Origin of the sequence: Buchnera aphidicola (Sitobion avenae) (genome assembly GCF_005082585.1) — a bacterium.
In the GTDB taxonomy this organism is placed as follows: Bacteria; Pseudomonadota; Gammaproteobacteria; order Enterobacterales; family Enterobacteriaceae; genus Buchnera; species Buchnera aphidicola_Z.
In genome coordinates, this window is the sequence record NZ_CP034855.1 from 385,589 (window position 1) to 405,688 (window position 20,100).

General features: G+C 25.1%; 14 protein-coding genes. 8 read left to right on the forward strand and 6 right to left on the reverse strand.

Annotated elements, in window-relative coordinates; translation table 11 throughout:
* The first annotated feature begins 29 nt into the window (after positions 1-29).
* Together ptsG and D9V77_RS01790 are read left to right on the forward strand one after the other, a co-directional pair.
* Positions 30-1,463 (forward strand): PTS glucose transporter subunit IIBC, encoded by a 1,434-nt coding sequence (gene ptsG / locus D9V77_RS01785; RefSeq protein ID WP_158338501.1) that lies wholly within the window; start codon positions 30-32, stop codon positions 1,461-1,463.
* Positions 1,464-1,479: 16 nt separating this feature from the next.
* Entirely contained in the window at positions 1,480-1,824 is a 345-nt protein-coding gene (locus D9V77_RS01790) for a histidine triad nucleotide-binding protein (RefSeq protein WP_158338503.1), read from the forward strand.
* 503 nt (positions 1,825-2,327) lie between these two features.
* Here the strand turns inward: D9V77_RS01790 and D9V77_RS01795 are convergent.
* The 3 genes from D9V77_RS01795 to pncB form a co-directional block, all read right to left on the reverse strand.
* Positions 2,328-3,473 carry a porin gene (locus tag D9V77_RS01795; protein ID WP_158338505.1) on the reverse strand — a complete coding sequence of 382 codons (1,146 nt, stop codon included), beginning with the start codon at positions 3,471-3,473 and terminating at the stop codon, positions 2,328-2,330.
* Positions 3,474-3,612: 139 nt separating this feature from the next.
* A complete protein-coding gene (gene asnS, locus D9V77_RS01800; RefSeq protein WP_158338507.1) occupies positions 3,613-5,013 on the reverse strand; it encodes an asparagine--tRNA ligase in 1,401 nt (466 codons plus the stop codon).
* A 172-nt stretch (positions 5,014-5,185) separates the two neighbouring features.
* Positions 5,186-6,385 (reverse strand): nicotinate phosphoribosyltransferase, encoded by a 1,200-nt coding sequence (pncB, locus tag D9V77_RS01805; protein WP_158338509.1) that lies wholly within the window; start codon positions 6,383-6,385, stop codon positions 5,186-5,188.
* Positions 6,386-6,651: 266 nt separating this feature from the next.
* Between pncB and pyrD the strand changes: the two genes are divergently transcribed.
* The 3 genes from pyrD to D9V77_RS01820 all read left to right on the forward strand — a co-directional run bounded on the left by pyrD (position 6,652) and on the right by D9V77_RS01820 (position 11,691).
* A complete protein-coding gene (gene pyrD / locus D9V77_RS01810) occupies positions 6,652-7,662 on the forward strand; it encodes a quinone-dependent dihydroorotate dehydrogenase (RefSeq protein ID WP_158338511.1) in 1,011 nt (336 codons plus the stop codon).
* A gap of 115 nt (positions 7,663-7,777) precedes the next feature.
* Complete coding sequence (rlmKL, locus tag D9V77_RS01815) at positions 7,778-9,883, forward strand: bifunctional 23S rRNA (guanine(2069)-N(7))-methyltransferase RlmK/23S rRNA (guanine(2445)-N(2))-methyltransferase RlmL (RefSeq protein ID WP_158338513.1); 2,106 nt, start codon at positions 7,778-7,780, stop codon at positions 9,881-9,883.
* Positions 9,884-9,903: 20 nt separating this feature from the next.
* Positions 9,904-11,691 (forward strand): ATP-binding cassette domain-containing protein, encoded by a 1,788-nt coding sequence (locus D9V77_RS01820; protein ID WP_158338516.1) that lies wholly within the window; start codon positions 9,904-9,906, stop codon positions 11,689-11,691.
* A 111-nt stretch (positions 11,692-11,802) separates the two neighbouring features.
* Here the strand turns inward: D9V77_RS01820 and D9V77_RS01825 are convergent, their stop codons facing one another.
* The 3 genes from D9V77_RS01825 to D9V77_RS01835 form a co-directional block, all read right to left on the reverse strand.
* Positions 11,803-12,735, reverse strand: a complete 933-nt coding sequence (locus D9V77_RS01825) for a rhodanese-related sulfurtransferase (RefSeq protein WP_158338519.1) — start codon at positions 12,733-12,735, stop codon at positions 11,803-11,805.
* 63 nt (positions 12,736-12,798) lie between these two features.
* The gene (locus D9V77_RS01830; RefSeq protein ID WP_158338522.1) at positions 12,799-15,660 is read right to left on the reverse strand and encodes a valine--tRNA ligase; all 2,862 of its coding nucleotides are present in this window, start codon (positions 15,658-15,660) and stop codon (positions 12,799-12,801) included.
* A gap of 104 nt (positions 15,661-15,764) precedes the next feature.
* On the reverse strand, positions 15,765-17,270 hold the full coding sequence (locus D9V77_RS01835) for a leucyl aminopeptidase (RefSeq protein ID WP_158338972.1): 1,506 nt from the start codon (positions 17,268-17,270) through the stop codon (positions 15,765-15,767).
* Between the two features lie 267 nt (positions 17,271-17,537).
* On the opposite strand from D9V77_RS01835, the gene argF reads away from it, so the two are divergent.
* The 3 genes from argF to pyrI all read left to right on the forward strand — a co-directional run bounded on the left by argF (position 17,538) and on the right by pyrI (position 20,065).
* Positions 17,538-18,554: an ornithine carbamoyltransferase gene (gene argF, locus D9V77_RS01840; protein WP_158338525.1), complete on the forward strand. Its 1,017-nt coding sequence runs from the start codon at positions 17,538-17,540 to the stop codon at positions 18,552-18,554.
* 104 nt (positions 18,555-18,658) lie between these two features.
* Positions 18,659-19,591 (forward strand): aspartate carbamoyltransferase, encoded by a 933-nt coding sequence (gene pyrB / locus D9V77_RS01845; RefSeq protein ID WP_158338528.1) that lies wholly within the window; start codon positions 18,659-18,661, stop codon positions 19,589-19,591.
* A 12-nt stretch (positions 19,592-19,603) separates the two neighbouring features.
* Complete coding sequence (gene pyrI / locus D9V77_RS01850; RefSeq protein ID WP_158338530.1) at positions 19,604-20,065, forward strand: aspartate carbamoyltransferase regulatory subunit; 462 nt, start codon at positions 19,604-19,606, stop codon at positions 20,063-20,065.
* The last annotated feature ends 35 nt before the right edge of the window (positions 20,066-20,100 follow it).

Consider the following 20,100-nt stretch of genomic DNA (forward strand, 5'->3'; position numbering starts at 1 on the left):
TTTTATATATGTTTAGGAGCTAATTTTATATGTTTAAAAATGTATTTGCAAACCTTCAAAAGGTTGGTAAATCACTTATGTTACCTGTTTCAGTTCTTCCTATTGCTGGAATACTATTAGGAATAGGATCTGCACATTTTAGTTTATTACCAGAAATCATCTCTCAAATTATGGCACAAACAGGAGGTTCTGTTTTTAGTAATATGCCGTTAATTTTTGCAATTGGGGTAGCTCTTGGTTTTACTAACAATGATGGTGTAGCAGCATTAGCAGCAGTTGTATCTTACGGAATTTTAGTGCAAACGCTTACGGCTGTTGAACCAATTATTTTGCATACAACTATAGATGTGATACAAAATAAACATCTTTCCGATACTGGAATATTAGGCGGGATTATTGCGGGTGCAATTTCGGCATATATGTTTAATAAATTTTATCGTATTCAATTACCCGAATATTTAGGTTTTTTTGCAGGAAAAAGATTTGTTCCTATTATTTCAGGATTATCTGCCATATTAATGGGTTTAATACTATCTATTATTTGGCCTCCCATTGGACACGGAATACAAATTTTTTCTCAATGGGCTGCTTATCAAAACCCTATCCTTGCTTTCTCTCTGTATGGATTAGTAGAAAGAGCACTAGTACCATTTGGACTTCATCATATATGGAACGTTCCATTTCAAATGCAAATTGGAGAATATACTAATTCTATAGGACAAGTTTTTCACGGAGACATCGCAAGATATATGGCTGGAGATTCTACAGCTGGAAATTTATCAGGAGGTTTTATTTTTAAAATGTATGGTCTTCCTGGTGCTGCATTAGCAATTTGGCATTCAGCTAAAAAAGAAAATAAAACTAAAATTGGTAGTATTATGATTTCAGCAGCACTAACTGCTTTTTTAACTGGTATTACTGAACCAATTGAATTTTCGTTTATTATTGTTGCACCTATATTATATATTATTCATTCTTTTTTAGCAGGATTATCTTTTGCATTATGTATTTTTTTAGACATGCGTGCTGGTACTAGTTTTTCGCATGGTTTTATAGACTTTGTTGTATTAAGTGGAAATAGTAATAATATATTTCTTTTTCCAATTATCGGAATACTTTACGGGTTTTTATATTATAGTTTATTTTATTTATCAATCGTAAATTTTAATTTAAATACACCAGGACGAGAAGATATTAAAAATAATATATTAGATAAAAATAATCATGAAATCGCACTATGTATTATTACAGCATTAGGTGGGAAAGATAACATTAAAAATCTAGACGCCTGCATTACTAGATTAAGAATTACAGTTTTAGACATTTCAAAAGTCAATCAAAAAGATCTAAAAAATATTGGTGCTTCAGGAATCATCATTTCAGGAACAGGAATACAAATTGTTTTTGGAACTAGATCTGAAAATATTAAAACAGCTATGGATGAACATATACATAATATATAAAAAAGGCATTTATATCATGCAAAATCAGTTAATTTTTGAAAATATCATAAAAAAAAAAATACCGGCAAATATTGTTTATCAAGATGAAAAAATTACTGCTTTTAAAGACATACAACCGAAAGCACCAATACATATACTCATTGTACCAAACTTTTTTATGGCATCATTAAATGATATCAATAAAGAAAATAAATGGATCATGGCACATATGTTTTATATTGCTGTTAAGATTGCAAAAAAAAATAAAATCAATGAGGAAGGATATAGAATTATTATCAATTGTAATAAAAATGGAGGTCAAGAAATTAATTATCTTCACATGCATTTATTAGGCGGAGAAAAACTAAAATCATTTTCTTAATTTTTTATTTTTAAAGTTTTTTTAGAAATTTAATAAATTCATAGTTCATACAAATATTTTTTTCTAAAAAAGGCATTTTTTATAAATGTTAAAATAAATAAGAATATATTCATTTTTAAAAAATATATTAAACACTTAGCACTCTCTTATAGTACTATGTCAGAATAATAATATAACATGTTATCTCTATTAGACATGTTTTATTAAAAAATGCATTGTTCTTGTTACAAAAAAATTAAAACTATTTAAAATTAGAAAAATAGTATTTATAAAAAAATTTATTTTTAAATATAATATATAGTAAAATTATACTTCTATATAAAAAAATATTTTTATATCATTAAGAATAGCCCTTTCTACTGAAATTTATATATTTTAAAAAATATTTTTTTAAAAAACATAAAAAAATAAATTTCTCTATTTATATATCAGTAGAAAGTTCTAACTCTTAATTATTATTAAAAATTTTAAATTCGTTTTAAAAAACACGCATTCTAATAAAATTAGAAATGATATACTATTCCAGCACCAATAATATTATCTGTAGAAATATTCTTTGTTTGAATGAAATTATTATTCTTTAATAAATTAATTTTATAATTCATATATGTAGAAATATTTTTATTAAATTCATAACGAGTAGAAATATTAATTTGTTTTGCTAATTCTAAATCTTGATTGCTAGACGAATTTAGTGTATTTGAATTTTGCCCTTTAGAATCTAAATAACTTAATGAAGGATGAAAACCAGAACTGAAATTATATTCCGCAATAGCTTCAATATTTTGTGTTTTATTAATATATGATTGTTCATTAGGTAAATTATTTTGAGTAATAACATGAAATGATGGTGTTAAGTTATGTGATTCACCATAAAAAGCTGCGATATATATATTGTTGGCATCATATTTAAAACCTAATCCATATGCTCCTACAGAAGAAAATTTTTGATTTTGATTATTGTTTTTATCAACTTGAGATCTTTCAGAAGAAAAAAAAGACCCAATAGCAGTAAGTCCAACATCACTTTCATATTTCAAAGAAGCACCCCAACCAGAACCATTTTGTTGGTATTCTTCTCTATTGTTATTTTCATTTTGATGTTGTAGAGTTAGACTCATTCCATTGATTAAACCAAAAAGATTGCTATTTTTATAAGTAAGTAGACCATTATTTCTACCTATCATATAATTATCATTACAAGCAAAAACACTATTTTTATTAATGTAAGGAATATGATCTGTTAGTGCTTGTACATCATGAAAAACACCATAATTGCGACCGTAATCTATAGATCCCCAATTACCATATTTAAAACCTGCATATCCTAAACGTACAGTATTAGACTGTTGTTTGTTTAATAATTCTTCTGGTGCAGAAAAATCAGTACTATATTCCACTGAAGCGTAACTGAATAATTCATCAGCAATATTAATTTCTCCTGATAGACCTATAACAGCATTTGTAGTATCATTATGAGATGTAATTTTTGTCGAGAAAAAACTATGAGTTAATTCATGACTAGGATTAATACTACCATGTATTTCAAGTTTATTGCCATTTTTATTAAAAATCTCCAAAGCATTAACTCCATTACTAGCAGCTAATAACATTGGTATCACAATTGCTAAGGATTTATGATTTGTCATAATTTTTTATACTACCTTTTAGTCAAAATAATTTTAATAAGTATTAATTCATTAAAAATAAATATTTTTGTAATATATTATATTTTTATATGTAAATGCTAAAATAGAAAAAACATTTAGTAAATATTAAAAATTCTAGTTAAAAACGAGAATTATTAACAGTACGTGGAAATGGGATCAGATCTCGTATATTTGATACTCCAGTAATATAAGAAATTAATCGCTCGAAACCCATCCCAAAACCTGAGTGGGGAACTGTACCGTATCGACGTAGATCACGATACCACCAATAATCTTCTTTTTTTAATCCTAATTCCAACAACCGTTCATCTAAAATTGAAATACGTTCCTCACGTTGAGAGCCGCCTATAAGTTCCCCAATATTAGGAACCAATAAATCCATTGCTGCAACAGTTTTTTTATCGTTATTTAATCGCATATAAAATGCTTTTAATTCTTTTGGATAATTTTTTATTATTGTTGGAACTTTAAAATATTTTTCTACAAGAAAACGCTCATGTTCAGAAGATAGATCCATTCCTAAAAAAACAGAGTTATTAAATCGAATTTTAGAATTAAGTAGAATTTTTACAGCATCTGTATAGTCTATACGTATAAAATCTACTACTAACAATTGTTCTAAACGATTAACTATATTGCTATCAATATATTTTTCAAGAAAATTAATATCTGATACACAATTTTTTAAAAGAAATTGACAAATATATTTTAACATATGCTCAGCAAAATCAGATATATCATTTAAATTTTTAAAAGCCGCTTCTACTTCTAACATCCAAAATTCTGCTAAATGGCGACTAGTATTAGAATTTTCAGCTCGAAATGTAGGACCAAAAGTATAAACTTTAGATAAAGAACAGGCATATGTTTCGATGTTTAATTGTCCCGAAACAGTTAAAAAAGATTCTTTTCCAAAAAAATCTTTTTTAAAATCAACGGATCCATCTTTATTTTTAGGAATATTTTTCATATCTAATGTTGACACACGAAACATTTCTCCAGCACCTTCAGTATTTAAACTAGTTATAATTGGTGTGGGAACCCAGTAATAATCGTTTTTATAAAAAAATTTATGTAACGATTGTAATGTATGATTTCTTATTCGAGCTATTGCACCGATTAAATTTGTTCTAGATCTTAAATGTGCTACTTCTCTCAAATACTCTAGACTATGCTTTTTAGAAGATATTGGATAAGTATCTGGATTTTCAATCCAACCTAAAATATCAATTTTTTTTAACTGAATTTCGTATTTTTGCTTATTTCCAATTGATAATATTAATATTCCAGTCAGCATAACAGAACATCCAGTACTCAAGTGCAATATTTCTTGATCATAATTAGATAAACTTTTTTTAGCAATCACTTGTATAGAATCAAAGCACGAACCATCATAAACTGTAATAAAAGAAAATCCAGATTGTGAACTTCTTCGACTTCTAACCCATCCACATATAGTAACGGAACTATTCACTATAATATTATCTTTATATATATCTGATATTGATACTGTATTCATGAAATCTTTCCTGTTTTACTTATTCTAAATAACAGACTATTATTAGAAATAAACTATTAAAATAAGTAAAAATTTTTTATTTTCTAAATAAATAAGTAAATTTTACTTTTATTTTAAAAAAATAATACAAAAAAAATATTTATATCATTCTATCAACTAAAAAAATTTTAGTTTATCTATTTCTTAACGGCACATTAAATACTTTACGTAAATATTTTAAAAAATGTTCGTCTAAACAAAATGTTTTTCCTGGACTATCAGATATTTTAGCAACTGGTTTACCATTACATTCTACTAGTTTGATAACAATATTTAATGGTTTTACATAAGGAATGTCACAAGTTAACTTTGTCCCTATTCCAAAAATAACATTAATTCTTCCGCTAAATTTTTTATATAAAGATATGATGCTTTCTAAATCTAAACTATCAGAAAATAATAATGTTTTAGTAGAAGGATCTATTCCTAATTTTTCATAATGCTTAAGAGCTTTTTCACCCCATTTGATAGGATCTCCTGAATCATGTCTGATACCTTGATACGAAGAACTAAGATACAAATTAAAATCATTTAAAAAAGCGTCCATAGTAATTGAATCTGTCAGGGCGATATTTAAATGATTCTTATATTGATACAACCATGTTTCCAATGCTAAAATTTGACTATTTTTTAAATTCGATTCAATTTGTTGATGTGCTTGAAACCATTCATGAGCTTGCGTACCTACTGGATTTATTTTTAAAATACGAGCTATATGATAATTACTAGAGCCAATTAAAAAGGGAAAATTTTTTTTCAATCTTTTCACAATAGAATATTGTACATCATAAGAAAATCTTCTTCTTGTGCCGAAATCAACAATTTTTAAACGAGATAAATCTATATCTTTCGTATTGTTAAAAAATTTTGTCAATTTATCATCTAAATATTGTACAGCAGATTTGGGAGTAACTTCTGGATAAAAATTTCTATGAAAAACTTCACTAATTAACGCTAAAATTGGAACTTCCCATAAGATTACTTCCTGCCATAAACCACTTATACGAATATGTAATTGACCTTTATAGTTATTTATTTGAACTTGTGAAACATTATAACGAAATTTTCTCAACCAATGTAAATATTCTTTCTGAAAAAATGGGAAAGAAGTCATATAAATATATTCTTCTTCGCTTAAAGACAAAGATCTCATCATACTAATCTGTTCTAATAAAATGCTTGAATAACAACCTAAAAAATTATTTCCTCTACATACAAATTCGGCAACTACATCTACATCTTTATAATGATAAAAAATAGCTTGTTGCATATAAAATTTATATACATCAGTATCAAGGAATGTTTTTACTATTGGATAATCATATCGTTTCATAGTATTCTTTATTTTTTATTCTACTTTTATTTCATAACAAAAGATATATTAAGATAATTATCGCATTATTTTTATACTTCAATTCCATAAAATTTTAAAAAGCAATATTATTCCAGTATTTTATAAAAATATAACACAAATAAAAAAGTTATCAATTTTTCAAAAAAATAATATATAAAATAAAAGTATTTTATTGTATCTTTTTTATAGAATGTTTTATTGTAGTTTTTTTGTAAAATTTTATTCTATATCAAAAAGGAATTATAATGTTTTATTATTTAATTCGTAAACTATTATTTTTAATAGAACCTGAAAGAGCTCATTTTTTAATGTTAAAACTTCTATACATGAAAAATTTTCAAATTTTTAATTTCTTTTTCAAAACTAGAATACCATCAAAAAAAATTAAATGCATGGGTTTAACTTTTAAAAATAAAATTGGCATGGCAGCAGGAATAGATAAAAACGGAGAATATATAAATTCTTTATCAAAATTAGGATTTGGTTTTATTGAAATAGGTACTGTTACTCCTTTGCCTCAAACTGGAAATTTAAAACCTAGAGTATTTAGAATAATTCCTGCGGAAGGCATAATTAATAGAATGGGATTCAACAATCTAGGAATAGATAATTTAGTTAATAATATAAAAAAATCTAATTTTAAAGGAATTATAGGTGTTAATATTGGAAAAAATGAACACACTAAAATTGAAAATTCAGTTAATGATTATTTAATATGTATAGAAAAAATTTATTGTCATGCAAGTTACATTGCGATCAATATTTCATCACCTAATACTTTAAATTTAAGAAAATTACAATATGGTATTCTTTTTAAGAATTTATTATACGAAATAAAAAAAAAACAAAAAGCACTTCATCAAAAACATTTAAAATATGTTCCTATAGCAATTAAAATCTCACCAGATCTTTCAAAACAAGAATTAATGTATATTTCAAAACAATTAATTAAATATAAACTAGATGCAGTAATTGCAACTAATACCACACTAGATCATTCATTAATATCTGGATTTAAACATAGTTCTGAAAAAGGAGGATTAAGTGGATTGCCATTACAAAAAAAAAGCACTAATACCATTTCAATATTATCGAAAAATTTACAAAAAAAAATTCCTATTATTGGAGTTGGTGGTATCAATTCTATTAATGCAGCTAAAGAAAAACTTGCATCAGGAGCCACTTTAATACAAATTTATTCTGGATTAGTATATCATGGTCCAAAATTAGTTAAAAAAATCATTCATAATATATAAAATTTTTTTATAGGTTTTAAAATTTAATTATCTAGTCTAAAGCACCCACTAAATTTTTATAAAATGTTCATTATCAAAATAATTTTTAGTTATATAAAAAAAGATGATAAAAAAAATGAATTATTTATTTGCAAGTACAAATTTTGGAACTGAAAAATTATTAGAAAAAGAGCTTTTATCTTTAGGAGCTGTTAATCTAAATATAATTAATGGAGGAATTTATTACGAAGGTGATGATCTATTGCTATATAAAAGTTTAATGTGGAGTCGAATTGCTTCACGTATTTATTTACATATAAAAAAATTTTCTATCAATACAAGCAATGATATTTATCATAATGTATATGATATTAATTGGACGGAAATTTTTGATGTAAATAATACTTTTTTAGTTAATTTTAAAGGAACAAATAATATTATTCGTAATAGTTTATTTGGAGCATTAATAACTAAAGATGCTATTGTTGATCAATTTAATAAAATATACTCTTCACGTCCAAATATAAATCTCATCAAACCGGATATTCGAATAAAAGTATTATTATTAAATGATAATATCCTACATATTATGTTAGATCTCAGTGGAGAATCTTTAAATAAAAGAGGATATCGTCAATTTTGTAATACTACTCCGATTAAAGAAAATTTAGGAAGCGCACTTGTGTTAAGTTCAGGATGGTATAAAAATATACCTATGATAGATCCCATGTGTGGTTCAGGGACATTGTTAATTGAAGCAGCTATGATGGCTTCTGATAGGGCACCTGGTTTAACAAGATTAAAATGGGGATTTCAATCATGGAAAAAATATGACAAATATCTCTGGGAAAATGTTCTAATAGATGCTAAAAAACGATTTAAGATAGGCATAAAAACATGCTTTAAAAATTGTTTTATTGGATATGATTATAATTTAGAAATAATAAAAAAAGCTAAAATAAATGCATTAAATGCAGGCATATCAAATATAGTTCACTTTTCAAAACAAAATTTAAATAATTTAAAAAATATTTATAATAATGAGAAAACAGGAATAATATTAAGTAATCCACCTTATGGAGAGAGATATCAAACTGAAAGTCAATTAGTAGGTCTATATGTCCAATTAGGCATGGTGTCAAAAAAATATTTTCAAAATTGGACATTATCAATATTTAGTTCATCAATATTTTTATTAAATTTTTTATACATGCAGTCATACAAAGAAAATTCTTTTAAAAACGGTTCATTAAATTGTATTCAGAAAAATTATAGAATTTTCTTAAAAAATTCACATATTCATAAACACGAATATAGAGACAGATTAAATAAAAACTTTAAAAAATTAAAAAAATGGGCTAATCTAGAAAAATTAGAATGTTTTCGTATTTATGATGCAGATTTACCAAATTATAATATAATAGTAGACGTTTATCAGAAATGGATAGTAATTCAAGAATATCAAGCTCCAAAATTAATAGACAATAATAAAGTTCTTAAAAGATTGACCCATGCTATTTACTATACTAAAGAAATATTATCTATATCTATAAATAATATTATATTAAAAACAAGACAAAAAAATAAAAATAAAACACAGTACAAGAAATTATTTAACAGCAATAATTTTATTATTATTCAAGAATATCATGCAAAATTCCTAGTGAATTTAACAGATTATTTAGATACCGGATTATTTTCAGATAAACGTCTTGTAAGGAAATTATTGGGAGTAATGTCAAAAGGAAAAGATTTTCTTAATTTGTTTTCATATACTGGAACCGCTAGTGTCTATGCTGGTTTAGGAGGGGCAAATAGTACAACTAGTGTAGATATTTCTAACACTTATATGAAATGGTGTATGCGTAATATGTCTCTTAATAATTTAACAGGTTCTCAACATAATTTTGTTAAATCTGATTGTTTACAATGGATAAAAAAAACTACACAAAAATTTGATTTAATATTTATTAATCCACCTACTTTTTCTAATTCTAAAAAAATGAAAAAACCTTTTGACATACAAAAAGACTATCTTGATATAATAATCAATTCAAAAAAAATTTTAAATTACAATGGAAATATTATCTTTTCAAGTTCTACACGCAAGTTTGAAATTAACTTTAATTCCATTAAAGAAATGAAATTATATGCAATAAAGATTACTAAAAAAGTACAATCAAAAGATTTTTTTAAACATTCTAATTTTTATCATTCATGGTTAATAAAACATATAAAATAAATTCCAGGATAGAAAAATTTATGTCTTTAATTAATGTTCAAAATGCTTATTTATCATTTAGTAATTTAGAAATATTAAAGAATAGTACATTACATATTAATGAAAATGAAAGAGTATGCTTAATTGGCAAAAATGGAACTGGAAAATCTACTTTATTGAAAATTATTTATAAAAGACAAGAATTAGATCATGGTAAAATTGTTTATAAAAAAAATATAAATATATCTTATTTAAAACAAGAAAACCCTAAAAATCTTAATATTTCTATATATGATTTTATCTATTCAGGATTGAATAAAAGCAAAATAGAGAAAAAAAAAAATACTATAGAATGTGTTCAAATAGAAAAAATAATCCAATTAATTCAATTAAACAAAAATACTTTATTATCTCATCTTTCCGGAGGTTTATTAAGAAAAGCAGCGTTAGGTCGTGTATTAATAAACGAACCTGATGTACTATTGCTTGATGAACCTACAAATCACTTAGATATAAAAACTGTTACATGGCTTGAAATGTTTTTAAAAAAATTTCCTGGTAGTGTGTTATTTGTATCACATGATAGAAGTTTTATTCAAAATATTTGCACTCGTATTGTAGATCTCGATCGCGGAAAACTAGTTTCTTGGCCAGGTAATTATGAAAATTTTATTAAACTAAAATATGAAAGCAATCGTATTGAAAAAACACAAAAAAAATTGTTTGATAAAAATCTAGAAAAAGAAGAAAAATGGATTAGAAAAGGTATAAAGGCGCGTTCTACTCGAAATGAAGGAAGAGTAAAAAATTTAGAATTATTACGAAAAGAATCTGAAGACTATCAAAAAATAGAAAAATTAAATAACATTCAAATTAATCAATCTACAAATTATGCAGGAAAAGTAATTTTTAGATTAGAACATGTAGATTATTCAATAAATAATAAAATCATCATAAAAAATTTTTCGTCAATTGTTCAACATGGTGACAAAATAGGATTACTAGGTGATAATGGATGCGGAAAAAGTACATTGATTAAAATTCTTATAGGAGAAAAAAAACCTCAAAAAGGACAAGTACACATAGGTACAGGATTAAAAATATCATATTTTGATCAAAATAGATCTATATTAAATCCATATCAATCTATTTTAGATAACATAGCCTACGGGAAAGAAAAAATTATATTAAATGGAAAAGAGCAGCACATCATAGCTTATCTAAAAAATTTTCTTTTTAAACCTAATCAATTACAATCTTTAGTAAAAACATTATCAGGTGGTGAATGTAATAGATTACTTTTGGCTCGATTATTTTTAAAACCAAGTAATGTTTTAATTTTCGATGAACCAACAAATGATTTAGATTTAGATACTCTGCAATTATTAGAAAAAATTATTATAGATTATAAAGGTACTATTATAATAGTCAGTCATGATAAAAAATTTATTGATAATACAGTAAAAAAATGTTGGTCTTTTGAAAAAGATGGACATATTAATATACATTTCGGAAATTATAATTCTTTGCAAGAAGAAAAAAATTATTTAAGAAAGGAAAAAATAAAAAAAAACAAATCAAAGATAAATCTTAATATACCAAAAAAAAATGTTAATAAAGAGTTGCATAAAATATTACATACAATAGAAATGATTGAATTAAATATTAAGAACTTGCAAAAAATCGTCAATGAACCTGATTTTTTTAAAAAAACATTAGAAAAAAAATTACCAATACTAAAAATGCTTTCTCAGCAAGAAAAAAAATTAGAAAAAAACATATTGTATTGGGAAAATTTAGAAAAAACTATTAAATATAATAAAATATAAAAAATATTTTTTATATAAAATATTTTTTATATAAAATATATTATATATAAAATTTAAAAAATTGATTACTTTATAAACATCATTTATAAAATGATTTCGTTTTACATAAAACTATATTTTTTCCATACAGCCAAAAGAACAGCAATTGTTAAATTTAAGAGAACATTTTACACATTGAATAAAAAGAAGATGACACAAATTATACTTACAATTAACATAGGTATCAGAAGGTTCATTACATTGCTTACAAAATGATATTACTTCATCTGAAATTTTTTCACTCATTCGATTATCAAAAACAAAGTTTTTTCCTTTAAAAAGAACTGGTAATCCATTTTTTCGAGCATCATGCACATAACCAATAATACCTCCTTCTACATGATAAATATATTTAAAACCATTATAAAGCATCCAAGAAGTAGCTTTTTCACAACGAATACCACCAGTGCAGTACATAACAATTTTTTTATTTCTAGAAAAACGCATTAATTTTATTACATTTTGTAATTGCTCTCGAAATGTGAAACTTTTAATTTCTATTGCTTTTTCAAAATGACCAATAGCGTATTCATAAGAATTTCTCATGTCAATAAATATTACATTTTTATCATTTAACATTAAGTTAACTTGTTTTGATTTAATATATATACCAACGTTTTTAGGATCGAAAAAAGATTCTTTAATTCCATCTTGCACAATTTTTTTTCTAATTTTAACAGAAAGAACCCAAAAAGATTTATCATTGCTTAATGATTTATTAATACGTATATTGTTCAATTCTGAATTACATTGATATAGAAATTTTTTCATAAAAGAATAATATTTTTTTGGGATGCTAATTTGCGCATTAATGCCTTCAGTTGCTATATACACCCTTCCTAAAACATGATATTTATAAAAATTTTCATAAATTTTATCGCGATATTCTTGAACGTTTTCAATTGTAAAATACTTATAAAAAGACAATGTTACACGAGGTTCTATTTCAGCAAGCATGCGTTTTTTTAGTTCGATTTTAGAAATAAGATTATATAAAATTGACATTTCAATTACCTGTTATTGATAAAAATTAAAAACAATGTGTACAAATACACTATAAAATTATTTTTAGAAAGACGTCTTTTTTAATATTTTTATCTGTTCGGACAATTTCATATGTATTTCGTTTAACTGTAATAATTTATTTTTTTCTGCATATACTATATTTTCAGGAGCATAATGTAAAAAATTTTTGTTTAATATTTTATTTTTAATTTTTAATATTTTAAGTTGCATTTTTTTTTCTTCTTTTATTAATCTTTTTAATTCGACTTTGGTATCTACTAATTTGAGCATAGGAATGATAATTTCTGCTCCATCTATCACTTCTTTTATACATAAATCTTTATCATATTCTTTAAAAAGTATTGTAATACTATCTAAAAAAGATATATTTTTTATCAAAAAAATATTCTCTTTAATAATACTTTCTTGTTCATAAGTAATATTATATAAAAATAATGGTAGTAGTTTTGTAGAACTAATTTTCATATTAGTTCTGATATTTCTTAAAAATACAATGATTTTTTTTATCCAATTCATATTTAGTAATATTTTTTTATCAAATAACTTATGATTATATTTTGGAAAAGACTGAAGCATAATCGTCTGTTCTTGAATTTTTTTAATTAATTTTACACGTCGCCAAATTATTTCTGTTATAAAAGGTATAATAGGATGAGCTAATCTTAAAAGTAATTCTAAAACATGTATCAAAATATTTTTAGTAAAGTAAACCTCTTCAGAAGAACCTTTTTTCAAAATTATTTTTACGAATTCTAAATACCAATCACAAAAAATATTCCAAATAAAATCATATAAAATATTAGCCGCAATATCGAAACGATAGGCATCTAAAGACTCACGATATAATTTAATTGTGTTATTAAATTCTATTAAAATCCATTTATTTATTAATAACATTTTATCTTTTGTATGAAATTGTGAAAAATCATGATTTTTTGTATTAATTAAAACAAATCGACTAGCATTCCAAAGCTTATTACAAAAATTACGATATCCTTTTAATCTATTCATATCCCATTGTATATCTCGTGTACTAGATGCTAATGCAGCAAAAGTAAAGCGCAATGCATCTGTACCAGTAGGTTTAATACCTTCAGGGAATTTTTTAATAGTATTTTGAATAATTTTATCAGATAAATTTGGTTGTAATAAATTACTTGTCCTTTTTTTAATTAATTCATTTAAAGAAATTCCGTCTATCATATCTAAGGGATCAATAACATTACCTTTTGATTTAGACATTTTTTCACCATGTTCATCACGAATTAAACCGGTTATATAAATGTTTTTAAAAGGTACTTGAGGTTGATTATGTTCATCTTTGATAAGATACATGGTTAACATAATCATCCTAGCAATCCAAAAAAAGATGATATCAAAACCACTAACTAAAACATTAGTAGGATGAAATAGTTTTAAAAACATAGTTTTTTTAGGCCATCCTAATGAAGAAAAAGTCCATATCCCAGAGGAAAACCAAGTATCTAATACATCATTTTCTTGTATTAATAATATATTTTCTGATATAGAGTATTTTTGACGTATTTCCTTTTCATTTTGCCCGATATACATATTTTTTTTGTTATCATACCATACTGGAATACGGTGGCCCCACCATAATTGACGAGAAATACACCAATCTTCAATATTATTCATCCAAGATGAATACATGCTTTCATATTGTTTAGGTATAAATTGAATTTTTTTATCCTTTACGGCGTTTAAGGCAACTTTAGCTAATTTTGATGTTTTTAAATACCATTGATTTGTCAACATTGGCTCAACAACAACACCACTTCTATCACTATAAGGAATAGTAATATTACATTCTTCAATTTTTTCTAAAAAACCTAATTCTTTAATTTCTTTAATAATTGCTGTTCGTGCAGATAAAATATTTAATGCTTGAAATTGAGAGGGTATAAACGAACTGTATTCATTAGATTTTTCACCTTTATAATTATAAACTTCAGCAATAGATTTAATTCGACCATCAAAAGTAAAAATATTAATCATTGGTAATTTATGATACAATCCTACTTTATAATCATTAAAATCATGTGCTGGAGTAATTTTTACACAACCAGTTCCTTTTTCTACATCAGCATATTGGTCTCCAATAATAGGAATAATTCTATTAGTTAAAGGACATATGACAAAATGTCCAATAAATTTATTGTATTTATTATCTAAAGGATTTACAGCAATAGCTGTATCACCTAATGAAGTTTCAGGCCTAGTTGTTGAAACGACTAAATATTTAATTTTATTTTTAGAAAAAATGTTATTTTGTAAAATTGGATACCGAATAAACCATTTTTTGCCTTTTATCAAACGATGTTCAACTTCTAAATCTGAGATTACAGTTTCTAATTTTGAATCCCAATGTACCAACCTTTTTTTTTGATAAATTAAATTGTTTTTGTAAAGTAAAATAAAAGCTTCTCTCACAGCAATAGAAATATCAGGATCTAAAGTAAATTTTTCATGATCCCAATCAACAGATACTCCTAAACGCCGCATTTGTTTAGTAATGACCTGCCCAGATTCTTTTTTCCATAACCAAATTTTTTTGATAAAGTCATCTCTACTATAATCTTTTCTAGTTTTCTTTTCTTTGTAAAATATTTGACGTTCAACTAAAATTTGTGTTGCTATACCAGCATGATCTGTTCCAACTTGCCAAAATGTATTTTTCCCTTGCATTCTCTGATAACGAATCAATATATCCATAATTGTTTGTTGAAATGCATGCCCCATATGCAAACTTCCTGTAATATTAGGTGGAGGCATCATAATACAAAACGTTGATTGTTTTGAATGATCGGGTTTAAAATACCCGTTTTCTTCCCAAAAATTATATAAATGTTCTTCAATATTTTTAGGATTATAAGTTTTTTCCATTGTGTTTAACTATTTTAAATTAAAAAAAGGCGGTATTGCCATACTTCATAAGTCATATCTCAATCAAATATAAAATTATATTTAATTATGTGATATAATTAATGTTAAATATCATTTAACTGATTTAATAAAAATTGACACAAAAGTTCAACAGGACGTCCTGTAGCTCCTTTATTTTTTCCAGATTTCCATGCAGTTCCAGCAATATCTAAATGCGCCCAATTATATTTTTTAGTAAAATTAGAAAGAAAACAAGCCGCAGTTATAGCACCTGCTTTGCCTTTTCCTATATTAGAAAAATCTGCAACATCAGAACTTAATTCTTTGTAATATTCTGAAAATAATGGTAACGACCATACTTTATCATCTGTTTCTTGTGAAGCATTATATAATTGATTTTCAAGTTCTTTATTATTAGAAAACAATCCACTTACTGACTCTCCTAATGCCGTAACACAAGCCCCAGTTAATGTGGCAACATCAATTACTATATTTGGAGAAAAACGTTCTAAATATGTTAATGAATCACATAAAACTAAACGTCCTTCAGCATCAGTATTCAATATTTCTACTGTTTGACCTGACATAGTAGTTAACACATCACCAGGTCTAAAAGAATTAGCTCCTAACATATTTTCACAACCAGATAAAATTCCTATTATCGTTAAAGGTAGCTGTAATTCAGCAGCCATAATTAAAGTTCCATAGACCGCTGCAGCACCACACATATCATATTTCATTTCATGCATATGAAATGCAGGTTTAATTGATATACCTCCAGTATCAAAAGTCAAGCCTTTTCCTACTAAAGCAATTTTTTTATCATTAATAGTATTGCCTCCGGAGTATTTTATTACCGACATGAACGGCTTATTTTTAGATCCATCCCCAACTGCTATATAAGCGTTCATTCCTAATTCTTTCATTTTTTTTATATCAATTACCTCCACAATAATGTTATCTTTATATTTTTTAGAAAGTTCTTTGGCTTTATGAGACAAATACAGAGGATTGCAAATATTAGGTGGTAAATTACTTAAGTTTTTTGCTGATGTAATAGCATGATCAATTGCTAATGCGTGTTTTAAAGATATTTCTGCTGTGAATAAATCCTTTTTTTTTGAAATATTTAATATAATATTCTTAATATTAATATTTTTTGAATTGTTATTGTTTATTTTAATAATTTTATACAAACATTCTTTTATAGAAATTATAATTACTCTAATCATCCAATATATATTGTTATTATTATTATTAATTCTAAACTCCGAAAAAGAAAAAATAATATTTTTTATAGACAGTTTCTTTACTATCTTAATAGTATTTTGTAATATTTCTTTAAAACGTAATTTATTTATTGCGTTTTTTTTTCCACAACCCACTAGTAATATTCTTTTTGAAATAATTTTAGGGACGTTATATAACATCATTGCATCTCCTATCTTCCCTGGAATATCACCTAATTTTATTAGAGAAGTTATATAACCATTACTGCATTTATCTAAGTATACAGCGGAGTCAGAAAGTTTAGATCCATCAAATATAGAAATGACGATACAATCGGTTTTTTCTTTTTCTAAATCGCAATTTTTTATAAAAAAATTCATCATATGTTCTCTATTTTAAATAAAATCAAGTAATTTAAAATCTTTAGTTTGCAAAAATCTTTAACTAATTTTTTCATATCAATAAATAACATTTATTTTGTTATACCACTAAGTACTCTACAGAGAGCTATTAATATAATTTAATTATTCAACTAATAATTATCATAATTTTAAATTTGATAAAAAATATTATATACTATAAAAAATACTTTTTCTTCAAGTGAAAACAGTGAAAATATACTTTCATTTAATACCGAGACTTTAATTATGAATAATCTTTATCAACGTGATTGTTTAAGACTATTAGATTTTACTTCTTTAGAATTAAAAAATATAATTATGTTAGCTCAAAAACTAAAAAAATATAAAAAAAATAATCAAGAAATACAACTACTTAAAAAAAAAAATATTGCTTTAATTTTTGAAAAAGAATCAACTCGTACAAGATGTTCTTTTGAAGTAGCTGCATTTGATCAAGGAGCTTGTGTTACATATCTTGGACCCGGTAGCACTCATCTTGGAACTAAAGAATCAATTGAAGATACGGCTAAAATACTCGGACGTTTATATGATGGTATTCAATATCGAGGCCACAATCATAGAACAATAGAAATTTTAGCAAAATACTCAAAAGCACCGGTATGGAATGGTCTGACTGAAAAATATCATCCTACACAATTGTTGGCTGATCTACTTACTATAAAAGAAACTTTTCCAGAAAAACAATTTTATGAAATAAAATGTGCTTATGTTGGAGATGCACATAATAACATGGGAAATAGTTTATTAGAAGCTGCATCGTTAGTAGGATTAGATCTGCGTTTAGTAGCTCCTAAAGAATGTTGGCCAGAAAAAAAACTATTTAAATATTGCGAAGAGAAAATAAAAAAGACTAAAGGTAGCATAATATGTACTGAAAAAATTAGTGAAGGAGTAAAAGATGTCGATTTAATCTATACTGATGTTTGGGTCTCTATGGGAGAACCAGAAAAAGTATGGGAAAAAAGAATTAACTTATTAAGTTCTTACCAAGTAAATGATTTGATGTTATATAAAACTAATAATCCTAAAGTACAAGTATTACACTGTCTTCCTGCTTTACATGATCAAAAAACTAATATAGGAAAATCTATATTAAAACAATATGGTTTTAAAAATGGGATGGAAATAACAGATGATGTTTTTCAAAACAATCAAAAAATTATTTTTGAGCAAGCAGAAAATCGATTACACACTATAAAAGCAATTATTGTATCTAGTTTATTGAAAACAATTGATTTTTAAAAAGTATAACTTTTTGTTAAAACAACTCAAGATTTTTTTAGTTTCTTTATATGTTGAAAAGTATTTTTTATGATCTTTTCTTCAATAATCAAGGAAAATAAAATTTGAGAAATTCTCTATATAAAAAAAATATTATTTCAATTAATGATTTGCAACGTAATGAATTAGAATTAGTTTTAAATAAATCTGCAATGCTCAAGAAAAAACCACAACCTGATTTATTAAAAAATAAAATTATAGCCAGCTGTTTCTTTGAAGCATCAACACGTACTCGTTTATCATTTGAAACAGCTGTTTATCGCTTAGGTGCTTCAATAGTAGGATTTTCTGATGGTCATAATATTTCTTTAGAAAAAAAAGGAGAAACATTAGCAGATACTATTTCAGTAATTAGTTCATATGTCGATGCAATTATTATTCGACATCCTCAAGAAGGATCTGCGCGTTTAGCTGTAGAGTTTTCTAATAAAATCCCAATATTCAATGCAGGGGATGGAGCAAATCAACATCCCACACAAACACTTTTAGATTTGTTTACTATACAAGAAACTCAAGATAGACTTACTCATTTAAATATAGCTATAGTTGGAGATCTTAAATATGGAAGAACAGTACATTCATTAACACAAGCATTGGCTAAATTTAAAAAAAATAAATTTTATTTTATTTCTCCTGATGCTTTATCAATGCCTAACTATATTAACAATATGCTTGATAAAAAAGAAATTTATTGGAAAAGATATAAAAATATTGAAGAGATAATCTCTGAAATAGATATTCTTTATATGACTCGAATTCAAAAAGAAAGACTCGACTCTACTGAATATGCAAATGCAAAATCAAAGTTTGTATTACACACTTCAATTTTAAAAAATGCGCGTAGCAATCTAAAAATATTACATCCTCTTCCGCGTATAGATGAAATAGATCGGGATGTAGACTATACACCTTATGCCTGGTATTTTAAACAAGCTGCAAATGGAATTTATGCACGTCAGGCAATCTTATCTTTAGTATTAATAGAAAAACACCTATAAATAAAAAAATATATGGAAATAAACAAACTTCAAGTAGAAGCTATTAAATCTGGTAGCGTAATCGATCATATTCCTGCACATATTGGTTTTAAATTATTGTCTTTATTTAGATTTACTGAAACAGAAAAACGTATTACTATAGGTTTGAATTTACCTTCTAAAAAGTTAGGAAAAAAAGACATTATAAAAATTGAAAATACTTTTCTTAGTGGTGATCAAATTAATCAATTGGCGATTTATGCTCCACATGCTACAGTAAATTATATTAATAAATATAATTTAGTCAGAAAAGTTTTTCCAACTTTACCTGAAAAAATTGACAGAATTTTAATATGTCCAAATAGTAATTGTGTTAGTAATCACAATCTCATTACTTCCAGTTTTATTTTTAAAAAAGATCAATTTTTCAATATAAATTTAATATGTAAATATTGTGAAAAAGAATTTTCTAAAAATATAGTTTTATCTTATTAGTAATATTATTCGCATATATAATATATTAAACATAT

Coding starts and splice junctions, on each gene's coding strand:
- argF (WP_158338525.1), top strand. CDS start 17,538: ATGAATAATCTTTATCAACGTGATTGTTTAAGACTATTAGATTTTACT.
- D9V77_RS01830 (WP_158338522.1), bottom strand. CDS start 15,660: ATGGAAAAAACTTATAATCCTAAAAATATTGAAGAACATTTATATAAT.
- asnS (WP_158338507.1), bottom strand. CDS start 5,013: ATGAATACAGTATCAATATCAGATATATATAAAGATAATATTATAGTG.
- ptsG (WP_158338501.1), top strand. CDS start 30: ATGTTTAAAAATGTATTTGCAAACCTTCAAAAGGTTGGTAAATCACTT.
- pncB (WP_158338509.1), bottom strand. CDS start 6,385: ATGAAACGATATGATTATCCAATAGTAAAAACATTCCTTGATACTGAT.
- D9V77_RS01835 (WP_158338972.1), bottom strand. CDS start 17,270: ATGAATTTTTTTATAAAAAATTGCGATTTAGAAAAAGAAAAAACCGAT.
- D9V77_RS01825 (WP_158338519.1), bottom strand. CDS start 12,735: ATGTCAATTTTATATAATCTTATTTCTAAAATCGAACTAAAAAAACGC.
- rlmKL (WP_158338513.1), top strand. CDS start 7,778: ATGAATTATTTATTTGCAAGTACAAATTTTGGAACTGAAAAATTATTA.
- pyrD (WP_158338511.1), top strand. CDS start 6,652: ATGTTTTATTATTTAATTCGTAAACTATTATTTTTAATAGAACCTGAA.
- pyrI (WP_158338530.1), top strand. CDS start 19,604: ATGGAAATAAACAAACTTCAAGTAGAAGCTATTAAATCTGGTAGCGTA.
- D9V77_RS01790 (WP_158338503.1), top strand. CDS start 1,480: ATGCAAAATCAGTTAATTTTTGAAAATATCATAAAAAAAAAAATACCG.
- D9V77_RS01820 (WP_158338516.1), top strand. CDS start 9,904: ATGTCTTTAATTAATGTTCAAAATGCTTATTTATCATTTAGTAATTTA.
- D9V77_RS01795 (WP_158338505.1), bottom strand. CDS start 3,473: ATGACAAATCATAAATCCTTAGCAATTGTGATACCAATGTTATTAGCT.